This is a genomic window from Microbacterium sp. CCH5-D1, assembly GCF_001557335.1.
In the GTDB taxonomy this organism is placed as follows: Bacteria; Actinomycetota; Actinomycetes; order Actinomycetales; family Microbacteriaceae; genus Microbacterium; species Microbacterium oxydans.
Map to the genome: position 1 here is coordinate 19,164 of NZ_LSJW01000034.1, position 16,405 is coordinate 35,568.

Here is a 16,405-nt window from a genome sequence, read left to right on the forward strand (position 1 = left end):
CGTAGTCGACGGGTCAGAAGGGCTCGGGAGCGACCAGCGGCGGCACGTCCTGATGTCCCGAGACGACGGCTCGCAGACCCGCCGCTTCCAATGCCGCTGCCACGTCGTGGATCGTCGCTGACACCACGGACGTGCCATGGAGCGGGTGATGCCAGATGCGGAGCGCGAGCATCCACCGGTCCGGGGAGACCGATGTGAAGATCACGCCCGGATGTTCGCGGGTGTGCACTCCTTCGACCTCGCTCGCGGCGCGGGAGATGATCGACACGACGTCATGAGCATCGATCCCGTCCGCCCGTTCGACCCGGATGTCGAGGGTGCTGCACCGCGCACCGTGGCGAGAGTCGTTGACCAGGACCCCGGTGAGGAGGGCGGCGTTCGGTACGTGTACGGTCCGACCGTCGACGGTCGAGAGGATGACCGACCGGCCGTTGAGCTCCTGCACGACTCCTCGCAGCTTGCCGTCGGGCCCTTCGACCTCTATCTCCTCGCCGATCTTCACGGACTGGCGGGATTGGATCAGCACCCCGGCCGCGAAGTTGTCCGCGACGCCGCGGAGCACGAGGACCAGAACGACGACCGCGATCGCGGTCATCGCCAGGAGCGGTTGGACATTCGCGCCGAGGAAGGCCAGCCCGACCCCGATCCCGATCAGCAGCAGCGAGTACTGGGCGAACCGTGCCGCCAGCTGGGCGACGGAGTCGGAGATACCCGGTGCGCGCTTCGTGATCTTGAGCACGCACTTGCGTGCGAAACGGGAGAGCAGCCAACCGACGAGGACCGAGAGCACCGCGAGCACGATCTGCCACGGCGAGAGGCCGTCCGGGAAGAGCACGTCCAGACTCACGGGCGGCGACCGCTCGCTCGCAGGTTCATCCGCAACATCCGACCAGCATGCGACGCGCGCGCTCGCCGCGGGTCGGCCACTCATCCCTCGGGGGTGATGTCCTGGGGTGGCGGCGCCATCGCCCCAGGAGGGTGAAGGGCGCTCGCTCAGGCCGGAGCAGAGCTCCAGACTGAGCACATGTCGTCGTCGCCCCCATCACCGGACCTCATCACGGCAGCCCGATCGAAGGGAGCCATGCGGGAACGGTCTCGAGAGGCCATCGGCCTTCAGATCTCGATCTGCGCCTTCATCATCGCCGCTCTCGTCGCCCTCGTGGTGTTCCGACTGCAGGGGGCGCCCATCTCCGGGCCGGATTCCGTCGGGCAGTTCGCGGCGCTCGCGTCCGCTGTCACGGCGACCGTGGTCTTCGTCTTAGGACGCGTGATCGCCTCCGATCCTGCACGGCGGAAGCGCCTCGGTGCGCTCGACGTCGTCGACATCGCTGCCTTCGCCTTCGCCCACGCAGTGATCGCCTTGCTCGGATGGACACTCGCAGCCGTCGTCATCGAAGCGGCGTTCAGCGGAGCGGTGGTCTTCCCGGTCCCGGTGCTCATGCTCACCGGGGCGGCGGCAGGGCTCTCGGCATACGTGACGTACTACTCGTCGACGCATCTCGATCTCCAGATGCTCGCGACGGTGCTCGCGGTGTTCCTGATCCTCGGGATCCTGGCGAGCATGCTGACCGCGAGTGATCCGCAATGGTGGCAGGAGAACCTCAGCGCGCTCGGCATGACGGATGATCTGTCGGCCCGAGCGTTCAACCTGACTCTGATCGTCGCAGGCGTGCTGGTCACCACGCTGGCGAGGTACGCGACGAAGGAGGTTCCGACGACGCATCCGCGCGGGGTGATCGCGGTTCGGACCTGCCTCGTCGTCGTCGGGGTCTTCCTCGCGTTGGTCGGTGTCTTCCCCGTGGACGAACACTTCGCCCTCCACACCGGGGTGGCGTCGGGAATGGTCGTGGCGTTCGCCGTGGCCGTCGTCGGACTCCGGCGGTGGGTGCCGGGAGTCTCGCGGACCTTCCTCATGCTGGGGTACGTCTTCCTGCTCGTCATCGTGGTGCTGGCGGTCTTCTTCGCCATCGGCTACTACACGCTCACTGCGGTCGAGCTGGTGGCCGGCACCCTCGTGTTCACCTGGATCATCCTGTTCATCCGCACGGCGGACGCGCTCAGACGCGACGCGGCCACCGAAGCCGCCGGGTAAAGATCACCCGGAGGATGACCTTGAAGGGGTGTTCGAGACGCCACTAGCTTGGTGCCATGTCGCACCCCGTACGTTCGTCGAGACCGGGACCAACGGTGCGATTCCGGCCGCCCGCACCCCAGCCGGGCGCCATCCACCGTGCACGGGTGAGCGCAGCGGTGGAGGAAGCCGCAGCCCATCACCCGCTGACCGTGGTCAGCGCCCCGAGCGGTTTCGGCAAGACGACCGCGGTCGCCGATTGGGCATGCCGCCTCGACCATGTCGCATGGCTCGGGCTCAGCACGTTCGACTCCGATCCCGCCAGGCTGACTCAGGGGGTCGTTAACGCGCTCGTCGAAGCCGCTGGGCGCTCGGGTCTCGACCTCGACCTCGACCGGGACCTGGAGGATCCCTATCGCGCCTATCAGGAGATCTGCCGAGTCCTCGAGGAGTCGGGGGAACGCGTGCATCTCGTCGTCGACGATGCGCATCGCGCAGGGGAGGCGTGGCGCGAAGGTCTGCTGGGGATGCTGGCAGAGCAGCCTCCGGACACTCTCAGCGTGGTGCTGGTGGGGACGACGCTCCTCGAGGTGACGCTTTCCCGGCACCGGGTGACACATCCCGGTTCGTTCGTCGATGCGGAGACACTCAGCTTCACCGGGGACGAGGTGCAGCAACTCCTCGACCAGGAACCGGACGGCCTCTCGTGCGCGACGATCATGGAGGAGACCAGAGGCTGGCCTATCGCCGTCAGACTGATGATGATCGGCGGAGCCAAGCCGGACAGCCGCGCACAGAGCGCTTCGAGCTTCCTCGGCGGTTACGTGAGAGAGCACGTGCTGGGTGCACTCCCGGTCGAGGTCTCGAACTTCGTCCTCGAGGCCAGCATCTGCGGTGAGCTGACTCCCGAGCTCGCTGCAGCGGTCACCGGTCGTGCCGATGCTCCGGCGATGCTGGAGACGTGCGTGCGACTCGGTCTCTTCCTCGACAGGTTCGAGGGTCCGCACGGTGTCGTGTACCGATGGCACGCGTCCTTCGCACGGCGGTGCGCGGAGATTCTGGCCGGTGATGCGCAGCGCGCTGCCGCATGTCATCGTCGCGCGGCGTCCGCACTCGAGGCGACCGATCCGACAGCGTCCATCGCGCATTCGCTCCACGCCTCGGACTTCTTCGGTGCCAGAGAGACGCTGCTCCGGCACTGGGTGGGGCTCGTGGTCGGTGCCCGCGCCGACGAGGTCGAACGCACGGCGATGGAGATGCTGCATCGGGTGCCCGACGACGCGCAGGTGCTTCTGGTGCGTGCGTGCGCCAGCGACGTGCTCGGCGATCATCGCGTGGCGAGGGAGCTGTTCCGTCGGGCGGAGGCGACGGTGGCGACACCGGGCGGTGTTGACGAGCCCGCCGTGCTGCAGATCGCGCGGCTCTTCATCGCCGACGAGCGTGCGGCGGTGGCGGATGCGAGCGCGAAGGTGCGGCAGATGCTGCTCGAAGCGGATTCCACGGATCTCGGGGACCGAGCCGCGCTCAACTATCTCCTCGGATGGACGGAGATCCGTCATCGCGGTAACCCGGCAGTCCCGCTCGAGTACTTCTCCGCCGCGGCCCGAGAGGCGCAGAATTCGGGGGATCGCGAACTCGCGAAGCGATCACTCGGGCACCTCGCCTTCGGACAGACCTGGGCCGGCCGATTCGTCGAGGCACGGCGAACGCTCCGCACCGTCGAGCGCGCCGATGATGTCGGACTTCCGTGGAGCACGTATGCGGGAGGCAGCGCGGCCGTGGCAGCGGGATACGTGTCGTACTGGGCGGGGGAGTTCGACGACGCGATCCGCGAGTTCGGCGTCGTCGTCCACAACGCCGGCTCCGACCATTCCTTCATGAGTGTGGCTCGCATGATGATCGCCTACGCGGCTGCGGAGACCGGAGACGTCGCGGTCTGCCGCCGCGCGGCGATCGGTATCCAGGACATTCCGCTGGAGGTGGTGCACGGCATCTCGTGGCCGGCCTTCCGAGAGTCGTCGGTCGCTCTGCTCGAAGAAGCCGTCGGTCGACAGGACCGCGCGATGCGGATCGCCCGGAAGTACATCCACTGCCCTGACCTGCCGGTCGTCAACGTCGCGCTGTCGGGTGTGCTCCGGCGCGCCGGCGAGTACGCCGCCGCACTAGAGATGCTGAGGTCACTGCGCGCTTTCGGCGAGGTCTCCTACGTGAAGGCCTCGACCCTGCTCACGGCGGCATTGCTGCGACGTCGTGCGGGCCACCACGACGAGGCACATGAGCTGTGCGAGGCCGCTGTCGCCGTCGCCGCGGGGGAGGACATCCGTCTTCTGTTCGGTCCGCGCGACACAGCCGCGCGCAAACTGCTGGCCGAGCACGTGCACTTCGGGACGCAGTTCGAGGACTTCATCGGCAGATCACTGGCGAAGGACAACGCGGGTTCGCCAGTGGACGCTCTCTCCGAACGGGAGCGCGACGTCTTCCAGCAGTTGCAGACGGCGCGTACCCTGCAGGAGATCGCTCGTGAGCTCGCGGTGTCGATCAACACGGTGAAGACGCACCAGCGCGCGATCTACCGGAAGCTCGGAGTGTCGTCGCGTCGCGAGGCCGTGCGCACGACCGTCTGACCCGCGCCATCCCTGAACGGAGTCACGGCCCGCGAAGGGCCGACGAGAGGACGGTGTTCGCGACCCTGGCAGGGATCTGCTGCGTCGTGAGGATCCGATCGATCCTGCAGTCCACGTCGCGGGCGAACCGCTCCACCCAGGCGAGTTCGACGAGGAACAGGGCGGCGAGAGCACCGATCGGGATCCTCGCGGCGAAGTGTCCTGCATCGTCCGCTCCGATGAGCCCCGGCGTTCCCAGGACCAGACCCGCGAGCGTGAAATCATCGCGATCCACCTCGACGAGGCGATGTTCGTCAGGACCGAGGCGCCTGATGATCACGACGTCGAGCAGGCGGATGGCGCCGTTCTCCACCTGGCGTAGGAGCGCCTCGAGGACGTGGGAGCCGAGGCGGTCGTCCTCGAGGCGGACGACGACGAACTCCACGTCGCCGAGCGCCCGGAGTCTCGTCAGATCGACCGCCTCAGCCACGACGTCAGCTCAACGCACGGGCCTTGATGGCCGAGAACTCGTCCGGGGTGATCGTGCCGGCGGCGAGCAGCTTGGACGCCTTGTCGATCTCATCGCTGGGGCTCGACCCGGCGACGCTGCGGATGTAGGAGTCCGCTGCGTGCTGCTGTTCGCGGTACGCCGACGCGCTCCGTTCGCCCATGCCCCTGCCGCGCGCGATCAGGTAGATGAGCGCCGTGAGGAACGGGACGAAGATCAGGAAGATGATCCAGACGGCTTTCCACCAGCCGTTGAGGGTGTGATCCCGGAACAGGTCGGCGACGATGTTGAAGAGCACCATCAGATAGGAGACGAACACGAAGACCCAGAAGAACCACCAGATGATGTCCCAGAAGCTTTCCCAAATGGACACGTCGCACCTCTTTCGTTGAGTTGTTGCTTACGGCGATGGTGCCAGCGGTGACCGCGGAGCGAACGCACCGCTCACCCTGCACGGGCGACCCGGCGTCGGGCCGGCGCCGGAGCTCTCATCCTCCGCGGGTGAGAGCGCGGCGCTTTTCCGGGGAGGCGGTGCGAGCATGGAGTCGTTCACGGTCGGCGTGCGCGCCGTGAGAAGGGAAATCTTCATGAATGACTTCCGATTCGGTCCGGCCGAGCTCTACCTCGTCGGGTTCGAGGGGTCGCGTCCGGATCCGGCGACTTTCCGTGCCTTGACCGATCTCGTCGACAGCGGAGTGGTGCGGCTGCTCGACTTCGTCGTGATCGCAAAATCGGAGACGGGGACGGTCGAGATCGTCGAGCTCGAGGATGAGGACGGCTCGCTCGGTCTGGATGACTTCGAGCCGATCGCCGCGGGCTTGGCAGGCGAGGAGGACGTCGAGGCGCTGGCCGCGTCGCTCGCGCCGGGCCGGTCTGCGGCACTCGTGGTACTCGAGCTCACCTTCGCGCGCGCCCTTGCACAGAACCTCGCGGCGGCGGGGGGCGAGGTGCTGCGCACGGAGCGCGTCCCGGCGCCCGTGGTGAACGCGGTGATGGACATCCTCGATCAGGAAGGTGAATGACATGCCCTTGAGAAGATTCGGCCGGCCGGGGCTCATCGGCCTCGCGGCCAGGACCGCGGTGGTTGCGGGAACAGCGACAGCCATCGGCGGTGCGATGTCACGGCGCCAGGAGCAGCGTGCACAGGGGGAGTACGAACAGCAGCAGTACGAGGCCGCGCAGCAGCAGGCGCAGATCGACGCTGCCTCGCAGAACGCCGCCGCGCAGTACTCCTCACCGCCGCCGGCAGCCCCCGCAGCGGGGAACGATCTGATCGCGAAGCTGCAGCAGCTCGCATCCCTGAAGGACTCCGGTGTGCTCTCGGAGGCCGAGTTCGCCGCAGCGAAGCAGAAGCTCCTGAGCTGACGACGAGATCGCCCGCCGCGGGAACGACAGCAGAGACGAGAGCGCGAATGAGCGAACTGGACGATCTACGGGCACGAGTCGCCCTGCTGGAGCAGGAGAACGCCGAGCTCGCGAAGCCACGACGCCGTCCGGTGGCCAGGAGCATCGTCGCGGGAATCGTCCTGGCGGTGGCGGTGCTGTTGGCGCCGATCGCCGCCATGGGGACGTGGGCGCGTCTGCAGCTCGTGGACGCCGATCGCTTCGTCGCGACGTTCGCACCTCTCGCAGCCGACCCCGACGTTCAGGACTTCGTCGCCGATCAGGTCAGCTCCGCCATCCAGGAGCAGGTGGACTTCGACGCCGTCGTCGGCGACGTGTTCGACGGGCTCCGTGAGCTCGATCTGCCACCACGAGCCTCGTCGGCGCTCTCCCTGTTGGAAGCGCCGGCGGCCAGCGGACTGACCTCCCTCGTCGACGGTGTCATCCATGACGTCGTCGCCTCCGACCAATTCGCCGACATCTGGGCTCAGTCGCTCCGTTTCACCCATGAGCGCGCTGTCGCGATCATGCAGAACAGCCCAGGCACCGCGTTGCAACTCGCAGATGACGGTGTGCTCTCGGTAGATCTCGGTCTCGTCGTCGACCGGGTCAAGGACGCCTTGAAAGAACGCGGCGTCGGATTCGCCGACCTCATCCCCGCGATCGACAGATCGATTCCGATCGCTCAGGCCGACGCGCTGGTGCTGGTGCGCACCCTGTACCAGGTGGCCGTCGCCGCCGGCTTCTGGTTGCCATGGGTCGTTCTCGGTCTCGTGGTCGTCGGCATCGCGGTGGCGCGCAACCGACTGCGGGCACTGTTCTGGACCAGTGCGGCGTTCGCTGCCGCATTCCTCCTCCTCGCAGGAGGAGTGGGCATCGGGCGCACGTTCTTCATCGGTGCCGTCAGCCCGTCGATCATGACCGCGGCGGCCGCGCAGTCGCTGTTCGATCAGGTGACGTCGCTGTTGAGCCCGACGATCGCCGCGCTGGCGATGGTCGGCGTGCTGATCGCTGTCTGGGCATGGGGTGCAGGCACGAGCCGTGCGGCCGTGGCCCTGCGGAGCGCACTCGACAGCGGGTTCTCCGCAACGCGCGGCACGTGGGAGCGTCGCGGATTGTCGACAGGTCGGCTCGGCCTCATGATCGAGCGGTTCCATGGACCCCTCCTGCTCGTGGGCATGGCGATCGCGGTGCTCGTCCTCGTCGTGACCAGACCGGTGACGTTCGGGACCGTCCTCGGCGTGACCGCCGGGCTCGTCGTCTTCGTGATCGTGATCGAGCTGCTCCGACGTCCGGAGCTTCCCTCCCCAGCGGTCGCGGGGGCGTCCGATGCCGACGGGACGAGTTCGGACCGTAGCGACACAGACACAGACACAGACGTGGAGGTGGCGTCGCTGTGACGTCGCCGGCCTCGCCTTCATGATCGAAGGAGCAGAGGATGCCGGAATCCAACGCGGACTTCGCCGGTCAGATCGAACTGGACGTGCGGGACTCGGTCCCGGACTGGTCACCGTACGAGCTGCGGAAGGCTCCCGATGGTGCACCAAACGTCCTCGTCGTGCTCTACGACGACACCGGACTCGCCTCCTGGTCGCCGTACGGTGGCCGCATCAGCATGCCCACGATGGACTGCCTTGCCCGACGGACTCGCGTACACGCAGTGGCACACGACGGCGCTGTGCTCCCCGACCCGATCGACCATGCTCACCGGTCGAAACCACCACGTGAACCGCGCCGGGGTCATCATGGAGGGCACCAACGGGTTCCCCGGATTCGCGGGACGCCTGCCGGGGGAGTGCGCGACGATCGGCCAGATCCTGCAGCAGAACGGCTACTCGACCTTCTGGGTGGGCAAGGACCACAACGTCCCGGAAGAGGACAACGCCCCCGGCGGGGACCGATCGATGTGGCCCCTGCAGCTCGGCTTCGAAGTGATCAGGGAGCCGCGGGGAACACCGTCGCCCAGTCGTCTTTCACACTGACCACCGTGTAGCCCTTGTCGTCGGCGCTCGCGAGGGCCTTCTCCGCGCCGGCGTCATAGGGGGTGTCACCGCGTGACGGGTCGTCGTGGTGGATCAGGATCGCGAATCCGGGGCGGGGCCCACGCCGGGCGAAGTCCATCATCGCGGTGTCGCCGTTCGAGTTGCCGCCGACGAACAGCGGGCGCCTGCCGATGCGCGTCCAGATGCGGACGGGTTTCTCCGGACCGTCGTCGAAGAAGGCGAGGGAGGAGGAATACCGCACCGTCGCGTCCGCATCGTCCCATGTCAGGCCGAAGGCCGATCCGACCACGCGCTCCGGAGGGATACCGTAGTTCGCCTGCGTCATGGGACGCATGAAGTCGCGCTCGCCGCCGGAGACGATGTAGCAGGTGAAGCCGTGGTGCTCCAGGTATCGGAGCAGCTCGACCATGGGCTGGTAGACCGTCTGGGAATAGGGGCGCTTCAACGTCGGGTGCTGAGCGGTGCGATAGAACTCGGCCACCGAACGCGCGTAGTCCTCGACGCTCATCCCCTGCGTGAGCCCGACGAGCGCCTGGATGATGATCGTCAGATCCGAGTCGTCGCCGCCGTAGTGCTTGTCGATCGCCGTGCCCAGCCAGCCGTAATCGCCGCTCACGGCCGCGAGGTAGGGCTGGCGCTCGGCGAGCTCGGGTGTGCGCTCGGCGGCGGCTCGCCACTGCTCGACGACATAGTGCAGTTGGGTGATCATGGGCTTCTCGGGCCACAGCGTCCCGTCGTTGTCGAACACGGCGATCCGCTCCTCGACGGGGACTGCGTCCGGCCCCACGGTCACGGCGGCGACGAAATCCTCGATGTCCGTGCGGGTCGGAGTGTCGCGCCACGAAGGCAGGGAGGGGTGTCCGGTCATGTCAGATCCTCGCTTCTCGCCGAGTGTCGGCAGCGGGTCCAGGCTGTCATCCCACAGCGGAACCGAGACGCTTCGATCACCCCCGACGGGCGATGCGCGCGCTCGGCGAGACGAGCGCGCCCGGTTGACGGGAATACCCCTGGAGGGTATAGGGTTGGCGTGAAGGAGTACCCCACCCGGGTATGCGAGAACGAAAGAGGAACCGTCATGAGCACGAGCGAGTACCAGGTGAGCGGGATGAGCTGCGGCCACTGCGAGGTCGCTATCCGCAGCGAGGTCGGCCAGGTTCCCGGAGTCGACTCGATCGACGTCAGCGCACAGACCGGCAGGCTCGTCGTGACGAGCGCACACCCGCTCGACGATGCGGTGATCCTCGCAGCCGTCGACGAGGCCGGATACCAGGCGGTGCCGGCCTGATGAACACCGCTGGCCGTCTCGGCCTCTACGGCGCGGGACTCGTGATGGTGTTCGGCATCGCATTCGCCGCGGCGGGCGCCATCGTCCCGGACAGTGCGGTTGCGTCCTGGATGGGACGCGCGGGCGCCGGTCATGACGGGCCGTCCCCGCAAGGCGCAGAGCAGAACACTCAGAACGGGATGGACGAGGAGATCGACGTGAGCGGAGTGACCATCGCCGCATCGGGATACGCCATGGGCGTGGTCGAAGCGCCGGACGAAAGCGGAGTCGCGGGGGAGCTGTCCTTCGTGATCCGGGACGCCGCCGGCACCCCCGTCACCTCGTATGAGACCGCGCACGGCAAGCAGCTGCACCTGATCGTGGTGCGCAGTGACGGCAGCGGGTACCGCCATGTCCATCCCGAACGGGACGAACACACGGGCACGTGGTCGCTGCCGTGGACCTGGGATGCGGCGGGAACCTACCGCGTCTACGCGGACTTCACCGCGACGGGCGGGACACCGGTGACACTTTCACGGACGGTGGACATCGCGGGCGTTTTCCAACCGCGTCCCCCGACCGGAACCGAGAGGCGCGCGGCCGTCGACGGCTTCGACGTGTCGATCACCGGCGCCCTCGTCGCCGGTGCTGCGAGCGAGCTGACCGTCGAGGTCAGCCGAGACGGCGTGCCCGTCACGACGCTCGAGCCCTACCTGGGCGCCTTCGGCCACCTCGTCGCGCTGCGGGAGGGAGACCTCGCCTACCTGCACGTCCACGCGCACGGCGATGAGCCGGCTCCCGGCGACGTCGCCGGCCCCGAGGTGGTCTTCACCGCCCAGACGCCCACCGCGGGACGATACCTGCTTTACCTCGACTTCCAGGTGGAGGGGACGGTGCACACCGCAGCGTTCGTGCTGGACGCGGAAGCTCCGGCCGACGGGTCGTCGACGGGCACGGGCGAAGACGAGCACGACGAGCACTGAAGCCGTCCACAAGAAGTGCGCTTCCCGCCGTCGTACGGGCAGCGCGAGGATCGAGGAGAGCACACCATGACGGACACGCAGTCCGCAGCCGCACCGACCAGCGTCGAGCTGGAGATCGGCGGCATGACCTGCGCATCGTGCGCGATGCGGATCGAGAAGAAGCTCAACCGGATCGACGGCATCACCGCGACCGTGAACTACGCGACGGAGAAGGCCAAGGTGACCGCACCGGAGGGATTCGACCCGGCGCTGCTCATCGCGGAGGTGGAGAAGACCGGCTACACCGCCGTTCTCCCGATGCCAGAAGCGAAGACGCCCGCCGGCGAGGTGACCGACGCGTCGGACGCGGAGTTGACCAGCCTCAGGCACCGGCTCGTCGCCTCGATCATCCTGACCGTGCCCGTCATCGCGATGGCGATGATCCCGGCGCTGCAGTTCACCTCCTGGCAGTGGCTCTCGCTGGCTCTGGCCGGACCCGTCATCGTGTGGGCGGCGTGGCCGTTCCACAAGGCGGCGTGGACGAACCTCCGGCACGGCGCTGCCACCATGGACACACTGATCTCGATGGGAACGATCGCCGCACTGCTGTGGTCGCTGTACGCGTTGTTCTTCGGGACCGCGGGGGCACCCGGCATGACGCACCCGTTCGAACTGACCGTGGCACCCAGCGACGGTGCGGCGAACATCTATCTCGAGGTGGGCGCCGGGGTGACGATGTTCATCCTCGCCGGGCGCTACTTCGAGAAGAGGTCCAAGCGCCAGGCCGGGGCGGCACTGCGGGCGCTGCTCGAACTCGGCGCAAAAGAAGTCGCCGTGATCCGCGACGGCATCGAGACGCGGATCCCCACCGCCGAACTGAAGCCGGGAGATGAGTTCGTCGCGCGCCCAGGAGAGAAGATCGCCACCGACGGCATCATCGTGTCGGGGACCTCAGCGGTGGACGCCTCGATGCTCACCGGTGAATCGGCGCCGGTGGAGGTGGGCGAGGGGGATGCCGTGACCGGCGCGACCGTCAACGCGGGCGGTCGTCTGATCATCCGTGCCACGCGCGTCGGATCCGACACGCAGCTGGCGCAGATGGCGAAGCTGGTCGAGGACGCGCAGACCGGGAAGGCCGAGGTGCAGCGGCTCGCCGACCGTGTGTCGGGGATCTTCGTGCCCATCGTCATCGCGATCGCCCTCGCCACGCTCGGAGCCTGGCTCGGAGCCGGATTCCCGGCGTCGGCCGCCTTCACCGCCGCTGTCGCCGTCCTCATCATCGCGTGCCCGTGTGCACTCGGTCTCGCGACGCCGACCGCGCTGCTGGTGGGAACGGGACGTGGCGCGCAGATGGGCATCCTGATCAAGGGTCCTGAGGTGCTCGAGTCGACCCGCAAGGTCGACACGGTGGTGCTCGACAAGACCGGGACCGTCACCAGCGGCAGGATGACACTCACCGCGGTGCACACCGCGGCGGGGGTCGACAGGCGCGAGCTGCTCCGCCTTGCGGGTGCGGTGGAGGATGCCTCGGAGCACCCGATCGCGCAGGCGGTGGCGAAGGCCGCGACCCAGGAGCTCGGAGCGCTCCCCGCGGCGGAGGACTTCGTCAACGTCGAAGGCAAGGGCGTCCAGGGCGTCGTCGACGGACATGCCGTGCTGGTGGGCCGTGAATCGCTGCTGGCGGAGTGGTCGCAGCATCTGCCCGCCGACCTCGCTTCGGCGAAGGCGGAGGCGGAGAGTCAGGGCAAGACGGCCATCGCCGTGGGATGGGACGGGGAAGCCCGTGGTGTGCTCGTGGTGGCCGACACCGTGAAGCCGACCAGCGCGCAGGCCATCTCGCAGCTGAAGAGTCTGGGGCTGACGCCCATCCTTCTCACCGGCGACAACAGAGCGGTGGCCGAGCAGATCGCGGCGGAGGTCGGGATCGCCGAGGTGATCGCGGAAGTGCTGCCGAAGGACAAGGTCGACGTGGTCACCCGGCTCCAGCGCGAGGGCAAGGTCGTCGCGATGGTCGGCGACGGCGTCAACGATGCGGCCGCGCTCGCCCAGGCCGACCTGGGGCTGGCCATGGGCACAGGCACCGACGTCGCGATCGAGGCGAGCGACATCACGCTCGTCCGCGGCGATCTGCGCAGCGCCGCGGACGCGATCCGCCTCTCGAGACGGACACTCGGCACGATCAAGGGCAACCTCTTCTGGGCCTTCGCCTACAACGTCGCGGCGATCCCGCTCGCGGCCCTCGGTCTGCTCAACCCCATGCTCGCCGGTGCGGCGATGGCGTTCTCCAGCGTCTTCGTCGTCGGCAACAGCCTCCGGCTGCGCTCCTTCCGGAGCCAGGCGGCGGATCCCTCTCCGGCACGGAGCGGTGCGGCGCAGGATCGCGCCGCATCGGTCTCCACGCCCGGAACCCGTTGATACCCCAGAGGAGAATGTCATGTCCGATTCCCCCGCAGCCTCCTGCTGCAGCGTGAACAGCACCACCGCCGTGTCCGCCGATGGACGCAAGGACCTGCTGGCGCCCGCAGCCGGGGACATGGCGGAGTGTCCGGTGATGGTCGGCAGTCCCGTCGTCATCGCGGATGCCGAGGCCGCCGGCCTGTTCCGCGACTACGAAGGCACGCGCTACTACTTCTGCTGCGCGGGGTGCGGGCCGGCGTTCGACGCCGACCCGGCGAAGTACGCCGCCGCTGCCTGAACGTTTCACCCGTGCGGGGGCGCACACCCGTGGCCCCGCACGGCATCGATCTTCCGAGGAGGAGAGGGTGATGAGCACTCCGCACCACGACCACACCGCGCATGAGGCGCACGGTACCGCCCAGAGCGAGCCGGGAAGCCCCGACCGTCCGCAGGGCGCAGCTGCGCATGCGGGCCACGACTCCCATGCGGGTCACGACTCCCATGCGGGTCACGGCGATCACGCGGGTCACGGCGGGCACGGCGATCACGTGGCCCAGTTCCGGCGACTGTTCTGGATCATGCTGGCCCTCGCCGTCCCCACCGTCGTGCTCTCCGGCATGTTCGCGATGATCCTCGGTTACACCCTGCCCGACGTGCCGGGCCTGGCCTGGGTCTCACCCGTGCTGGGAACCGTGATGTACGTGTGGGGAGGCAAGCCCTTCCTCACGGGTGCCGTCAGCGAGATCCGTTCGCGCAAGCCCGGCATGATGCTGCTCATCGGGCTCGCGATCACTGTCGCATTCCTCGCGTCGTGGGGAGCGAGCCTCGGCGTCCTGCACCACGAGCTCGACTTCTGGTGGGAGCTCGCGCTCCTCATCGTGATCATGCTGCTCGGACACTGGATCGAGATGCGATCGCTCGCGCAGACGACCTCTGCTCTCGACTCGCTCGCGGCACTCCTGCCGGACGAGGCGGAGCGTGTGGAGGACGGGCAGGTCGTCGTGGTCTCACCAGTCGACCTCCGGGTCGGCGACATCGTGATCGTGCGGCCCGGCGGAAGCGTGCCGGCCGATGGGCGGATCGTCGACGGACGTGCGTCCATGGACGAATCGATGGTGACAGGCGAGTCCCGCACGGTCACTCGCGGCAGTGGCGACCAGGTCACCGCCGGCACGGTCGCCACCGATTCCGGGCTGCGGGTGGAGATCACGGCGACCGGCGACGACACCACGCTGGCCGGCATCCAAAGACTCGTGACCGAGGCGCAGAGCTCGTCCTCGCGCGCTCAGCGCCTCGCGGACACGGCAGCGGGATGGCTGTTCTGGTTCGCGCTCGGATCCGCGGCGATCACCGCGATCGTCTGGACACTCGTCGGCTTCCCCGACGCCGCCGTGATCCGCACGATCACGGTGCTGGTCATCGCCTGCCCGCACGCCCTGGGCCTGGCGATCCCGCTCGTCGTGTCGATCGCGACCGAGCGGGCGGCTCGCGGTGGCGTCCTGGTCAAGGACAGGCTCGCGCTGGAGAGCATGCGCACCGTCGATACGGTCCTGTTCGACAAGACCGGGACACTCACCAAGGGCGAACCGACCGTGTCGGAGGTCTCGGTCTCCGGCGGGCATGACGCCGACCGGGTGCTGGCGCTCGCCGCCGCCGCCGAGGCCGACAGCGAGCACCCTCTGGCGAAGGCGATCGTGCGCGCCGCGGCCGAGAAGAGACTGTCCGTGCCGGCGAGTCGCGACTTCACGTCGTCGCCGGCGGTCGGCGCGACGGCGACCGTCGACGGGACGACGGTGCGCGTCGGCGGCCCGCACCTGCTGACGGAGGAGCGGTCCGACGAGCTTCCTGTCGCCGAGCAGTGGCGCGCGGACGGTGCGATCATCCTGCACGTGGTGCAGGATGGGCAGGTGATCGGGGCGCTGAAGCTCGCCGACGAGATCCGTCCGGAGTCGCGCGAAGCCGTCGATGCGCTGCATGCCCTCGGGGTGCAGGTGGTCATGATCACCGGCGATGCGGAAGCCGTCGCGCACACGGTCGCGGCAGATCTGGGCATCGACCGGTTCTTCGCGGGCGTACGCCCCGAGGACAAGGCCGCGAAGGTGCAGGAGCTGCAGCACGAAGGTCGCAAGGTCGCGATGGTCGGCGACGGCGTCAACGACGCACCCGCACTCGCGCAGGCCGACGTGGGCCTGGCCATCGGTGCCGGAACGGATGTCGCGATCGCGTCGGCGGGAGTCATCCTCGCCAGCGACGATCCGCGTTCCGTGCTCTCGGTCATCGAGCTCTCGCGCGCGGCCTACCGCAAGATGAAGCAAAACCTGTGGTGGGCCGCGGGCTACAACCTGCTGTCCGTCCCGTTGGCTGCGGGTGTGCTCGCGCCCATCGGCTTCGTGCTGCCGATGTCGGTCGGGGCGATCCTGATGTCGCTGTCGACGATCGTGGTCGCGCTCAACGCCCAGCTGCTGCGGAGGCTCGATCTGCGGCCCGAGGTGACGACCCGCGCGATCCTCGATCGCTGAGGCCGGGCGGACGCGAAGAAGGGCCCCGCTCCAGGAGCGGGGCCCTTCTTCCTCGACGGTGCTGGCTTCCTCGACAGTGCTGGCTTCCTCGACAGTGCTGGCTTCCTCGACAGTGCGGGTCAGCTCGCGCCGCCGAGGTCGTGGATGAGCTCCTTCTCGTCCTCCGCCGAGAGGGAGGTCTGCACGACGGTGCCCTTGAACGGCGCGAGAGCGGCGGCGAACTTGTCCTCCGTGATCTTCGTCGCGTAGACGACGACGGCGGACTTCCCCTCGGAGACCGCGTTCTTCACCCGGTCCCGGAATTCGGCGTCGATACCGGTCTTGTCCAGCCCGGCGAACAGCGCGCCGAAGAGGCCGCCGAACAGCAGCCCGGCGAACGGGACGAAGAAGAGCAGACCGATCAGCATGCCGAACAGCGCGCCTCCAGCGGCACCGACGCCGATGTTCCCCGCTGCACCCGGGTACTCGACCTTGGTCTTGCCCTTCTCGTCGACCTTCACGAGCGCCAGGCCCGCGAGCTCGACGACCAGATCGTTCTGCAGCGACAGGATCTCGTCGTAGGCACCTTCCGCCTGTGGCTCGCTGTCGAACGAGATGACGATGAGTTCAGCCATGGATGCTTCCCTTCTTCGGGCTGAGTCGACCGCCCTCAGCCGATGATCTCGGGAGTCCACTCCGCGGCGGAGCCCCGCTCC

Annotated in this window: 16 protein-coding genes; 11 read left to right on the forward strand and 5 right to left on the reverse strand. The window is 68.2% G+C overall.

Annotated elements, in window-relative coordinates; all coding sequences use genetic code 11:
- Positions 1–13: 13 nt before the first annotated feature.
- Complete coding sequence (locus AX744_RS02150) at positions 14–847, reverse strand: mechanosensitive ion channel family protein (protein ID WP_061015259.1); 834 nt, start codon at positions 845–847, stop codon at positions 14–16.
- Positions 848–1,024: 177 nt separating this feature from the next.
- Between AX744_RS02150 and AX744_RS02155 the strand changes: the two genes are divergently transcribed.
- The gene (locus AX744_RS02155; protein ID WP_082738369.1) at positions 1,025–2,092 is read left to right on the forward strand and encodes a DUF998 domain-containing protein; all 1,068 of its coding nucleotides are present in this window, start codon (positions 1,025–1,027) and stop codon (positions 2,090–2,092) included.
- A 146-nt stretch (positions 2,093–2,238) separates the two neighbouring features.
- On the forward strand, positions 2,239–4,695 hold the full coding sequence (locus AX744_RS02160) for a LuxR C-terminal-related transcriptional regulator (RefSeq protein WP_061015261.1): 2,457 nt from the start codon (positions 2,239–2,241) through the stop codon (positions 4,693–4,695).
- A gap of 22 nt (positions 4,696–4,717) precedes the next feature.
- Here the strand turns inward: AX744_RS02160 and AX744_RS02165 are convergent, their stop codons facing one another.
- Together AX744_RS02165 and AX744_RS02170 are read right to left on the reverse strand one after the other, a co-directional pair.
- Complete coding sequence (locus AX744_RS02165) at positions 4,718–5,164, reverse strand: DUF6325 family protein (RefSeq protein WP_061015262.1); 447 nt, start codon at positions 5,162–5,164, stop codon at positions 4,718–4,720.
- Between the two features lie 4 nt (positions 5,165–5,168).
- A complete protein-coding gene (locus AX744_RS02170) occupies positions 5,169–5,555 on the reverse strand; it encodes an SHOCT domain-containing protein (RefSeq protein ID WP_061015263.1) in 387 nt (128 codons plus the stop codon).
- A 214-nt stretch (positions 5,556–5,769) separates the two neighbouring features.
- On the opposite strand from AX744_RS02170, the gene AX744_RS02175 reads away from it, so the two are divergent.
- The 4 genes from AX744_RS02175 (at position 5,770) to AX744_RS20935 (ending at position 8,547) form a co-directional block, all read left to right on the forward strand.
- The gene (locus AX744_RS02175; protein ID WP_061015276.1) at positions 5,770–6,204 is read left to right on the forward strand and encodes a DUF6325 family protein; all 435 of its coding nucleotides are present in this window, start codon (positions 5,770–5,772) and stop codon (positions 6,202–6,204) included.
- 1 nt (position 6,205) lies between these two features.
- Positions 6,206–6,547 carry an SHOCT domain-containing protein gene (locus tag AX744_RS02180; protein ID WP_061015264.1) on the forward strand — a complete coding sequence of 114 codons (342 nt, stop codon included), beginning with the start codon at positions 6,206–6,208 and terminating at the stop codon, positions 6,545–6,547.
- Positions 6,548–6,594: 47 nt separating this feature from the next.
- Positions 6,595–7,965: a hypothetical protein gene (locus tag AX744_RS02185; protein WP_231728724.1), complete on the forward strand. Its 1,371-nt coding sequence runs from the start codon at positions 6,595–6,597 to the stop codon at positions 7,963–7,965.
- Between the two features lie 234 nt (positions 7,966–8,199).
- Positions 8,200–8,547 (forward strand): sulfatase-like hydrolase/transferase, encoded by a 348-nt coding sequence (locus AX744_RS20935; RefSeq protein WP_061015265.1) that lies wholly within the window; start codon positions 8,200–8,202, stop codon positions 8,545–8,547.
- Here AX744_RS20935 and AX744_RS02195 read toward each other — a convergent pair.
- Positions 8,501–9,436, reverse strand: coding sequence for an HAD family hydrolase (locus AX744_RS02195; RefSeq protein WP_061015266.1), 936 nt, complete (start codon positions 9,434–9,436; stop codon positions 8,501–8,503). The genes AX744_RS20935 and AX744_RS02195 overlap by 47 nt on opposite strands.
- Before the next feature lie 207 nt (positions 9,437–9,643).
- Between AX744_RS02195 and AX744_RS02200 the strand changes: the two genes are divergently transcribed.
- The 5 genes from AX744_RS02200 (at position 9,644) to AX744_RS02220 (ending at position 15,710) form a co-directional block, all read left to right on the forward strand.
- The gene (locus AX744_RS02200; RefSeq protein WP_046746404.1) at positions 9,644–9,853 is read left to right on the forward strand and encodes a heavy-metal-associated domain-containing protein; all 210 of its coding nucleotides are present in this window, start codon (positions 9,644–9,646) and stop codon (positions 9,851–9,853) included.
- The gene (locus AX744_RS02205) at positions 9,853–10,815 is read left to right on the forward strand and encodes a hypothetical protein (protein ID WP_061015267.1); all 963 of its coding nucleotides are present in this window, start codon (positions 9,853–9,855) and stop codon (positions 10,813–10,815) included. Before AX744_RS02200 ends, AX744_RS02205 begins: the two co-directional genes overlap by 1 nt.
- Before the next feature lie 66 nt (positions 10,816–10,881).
- Complete coding sequence (locus AX744_RS02210; RefSeq protein WP_061015277.1) at positions 10,882–13,209, forward strand: heavy metal translocating P-type ATPase; 2,328 nt, start codon at positions 10,882–10,884, stop codon at positions 13,207–13,209.
- A 19-nt stretch (positions 13,210–13,228) separates the two neighbouring features.
- Positions 13,229–13,489, forward strand: coding sequence for a YHS domain-containing protein (locus AX744_RS02215; RefSeq protein ID WP_046746401.1), 261 nt, complete (start codon positions 13,229–13,231; stop codon positions 13,487–13,489).
- A 70-nt stretch (positions 13,490–13,559) separates the two neighbouring features.
- On the forward strand, positions 13,560–15,710 hold the full coding sequence (locus AX744_RS02220) for a heavy metal translocating P-type ATPase (protein ID WP_061015268.1): 2,151 nt from the start codon (positions 13,560–13,562) through the stop codon (positions 15,708–15,710).
- Between the two features lie 119 nt (positions 15,711–15,829).
- Here AX744_RS02220 and AX744_RS02225 read toward each other — a convergent pair whose 3' ends face one another.
- Positions 15,830–16,324 (reverse strand): DUF1269 domain-containing protein, encoded by a 495-nt coding sequence (locus AX744_RS02225; RefSeq protein ID WP_046748216.1) that lies wholly within the window; start codon positions 16,322–16,324, stop codon positions 15,830–15,832.
- Positions 16,325–16,405 lie beyond the last annotated feature (81 nt).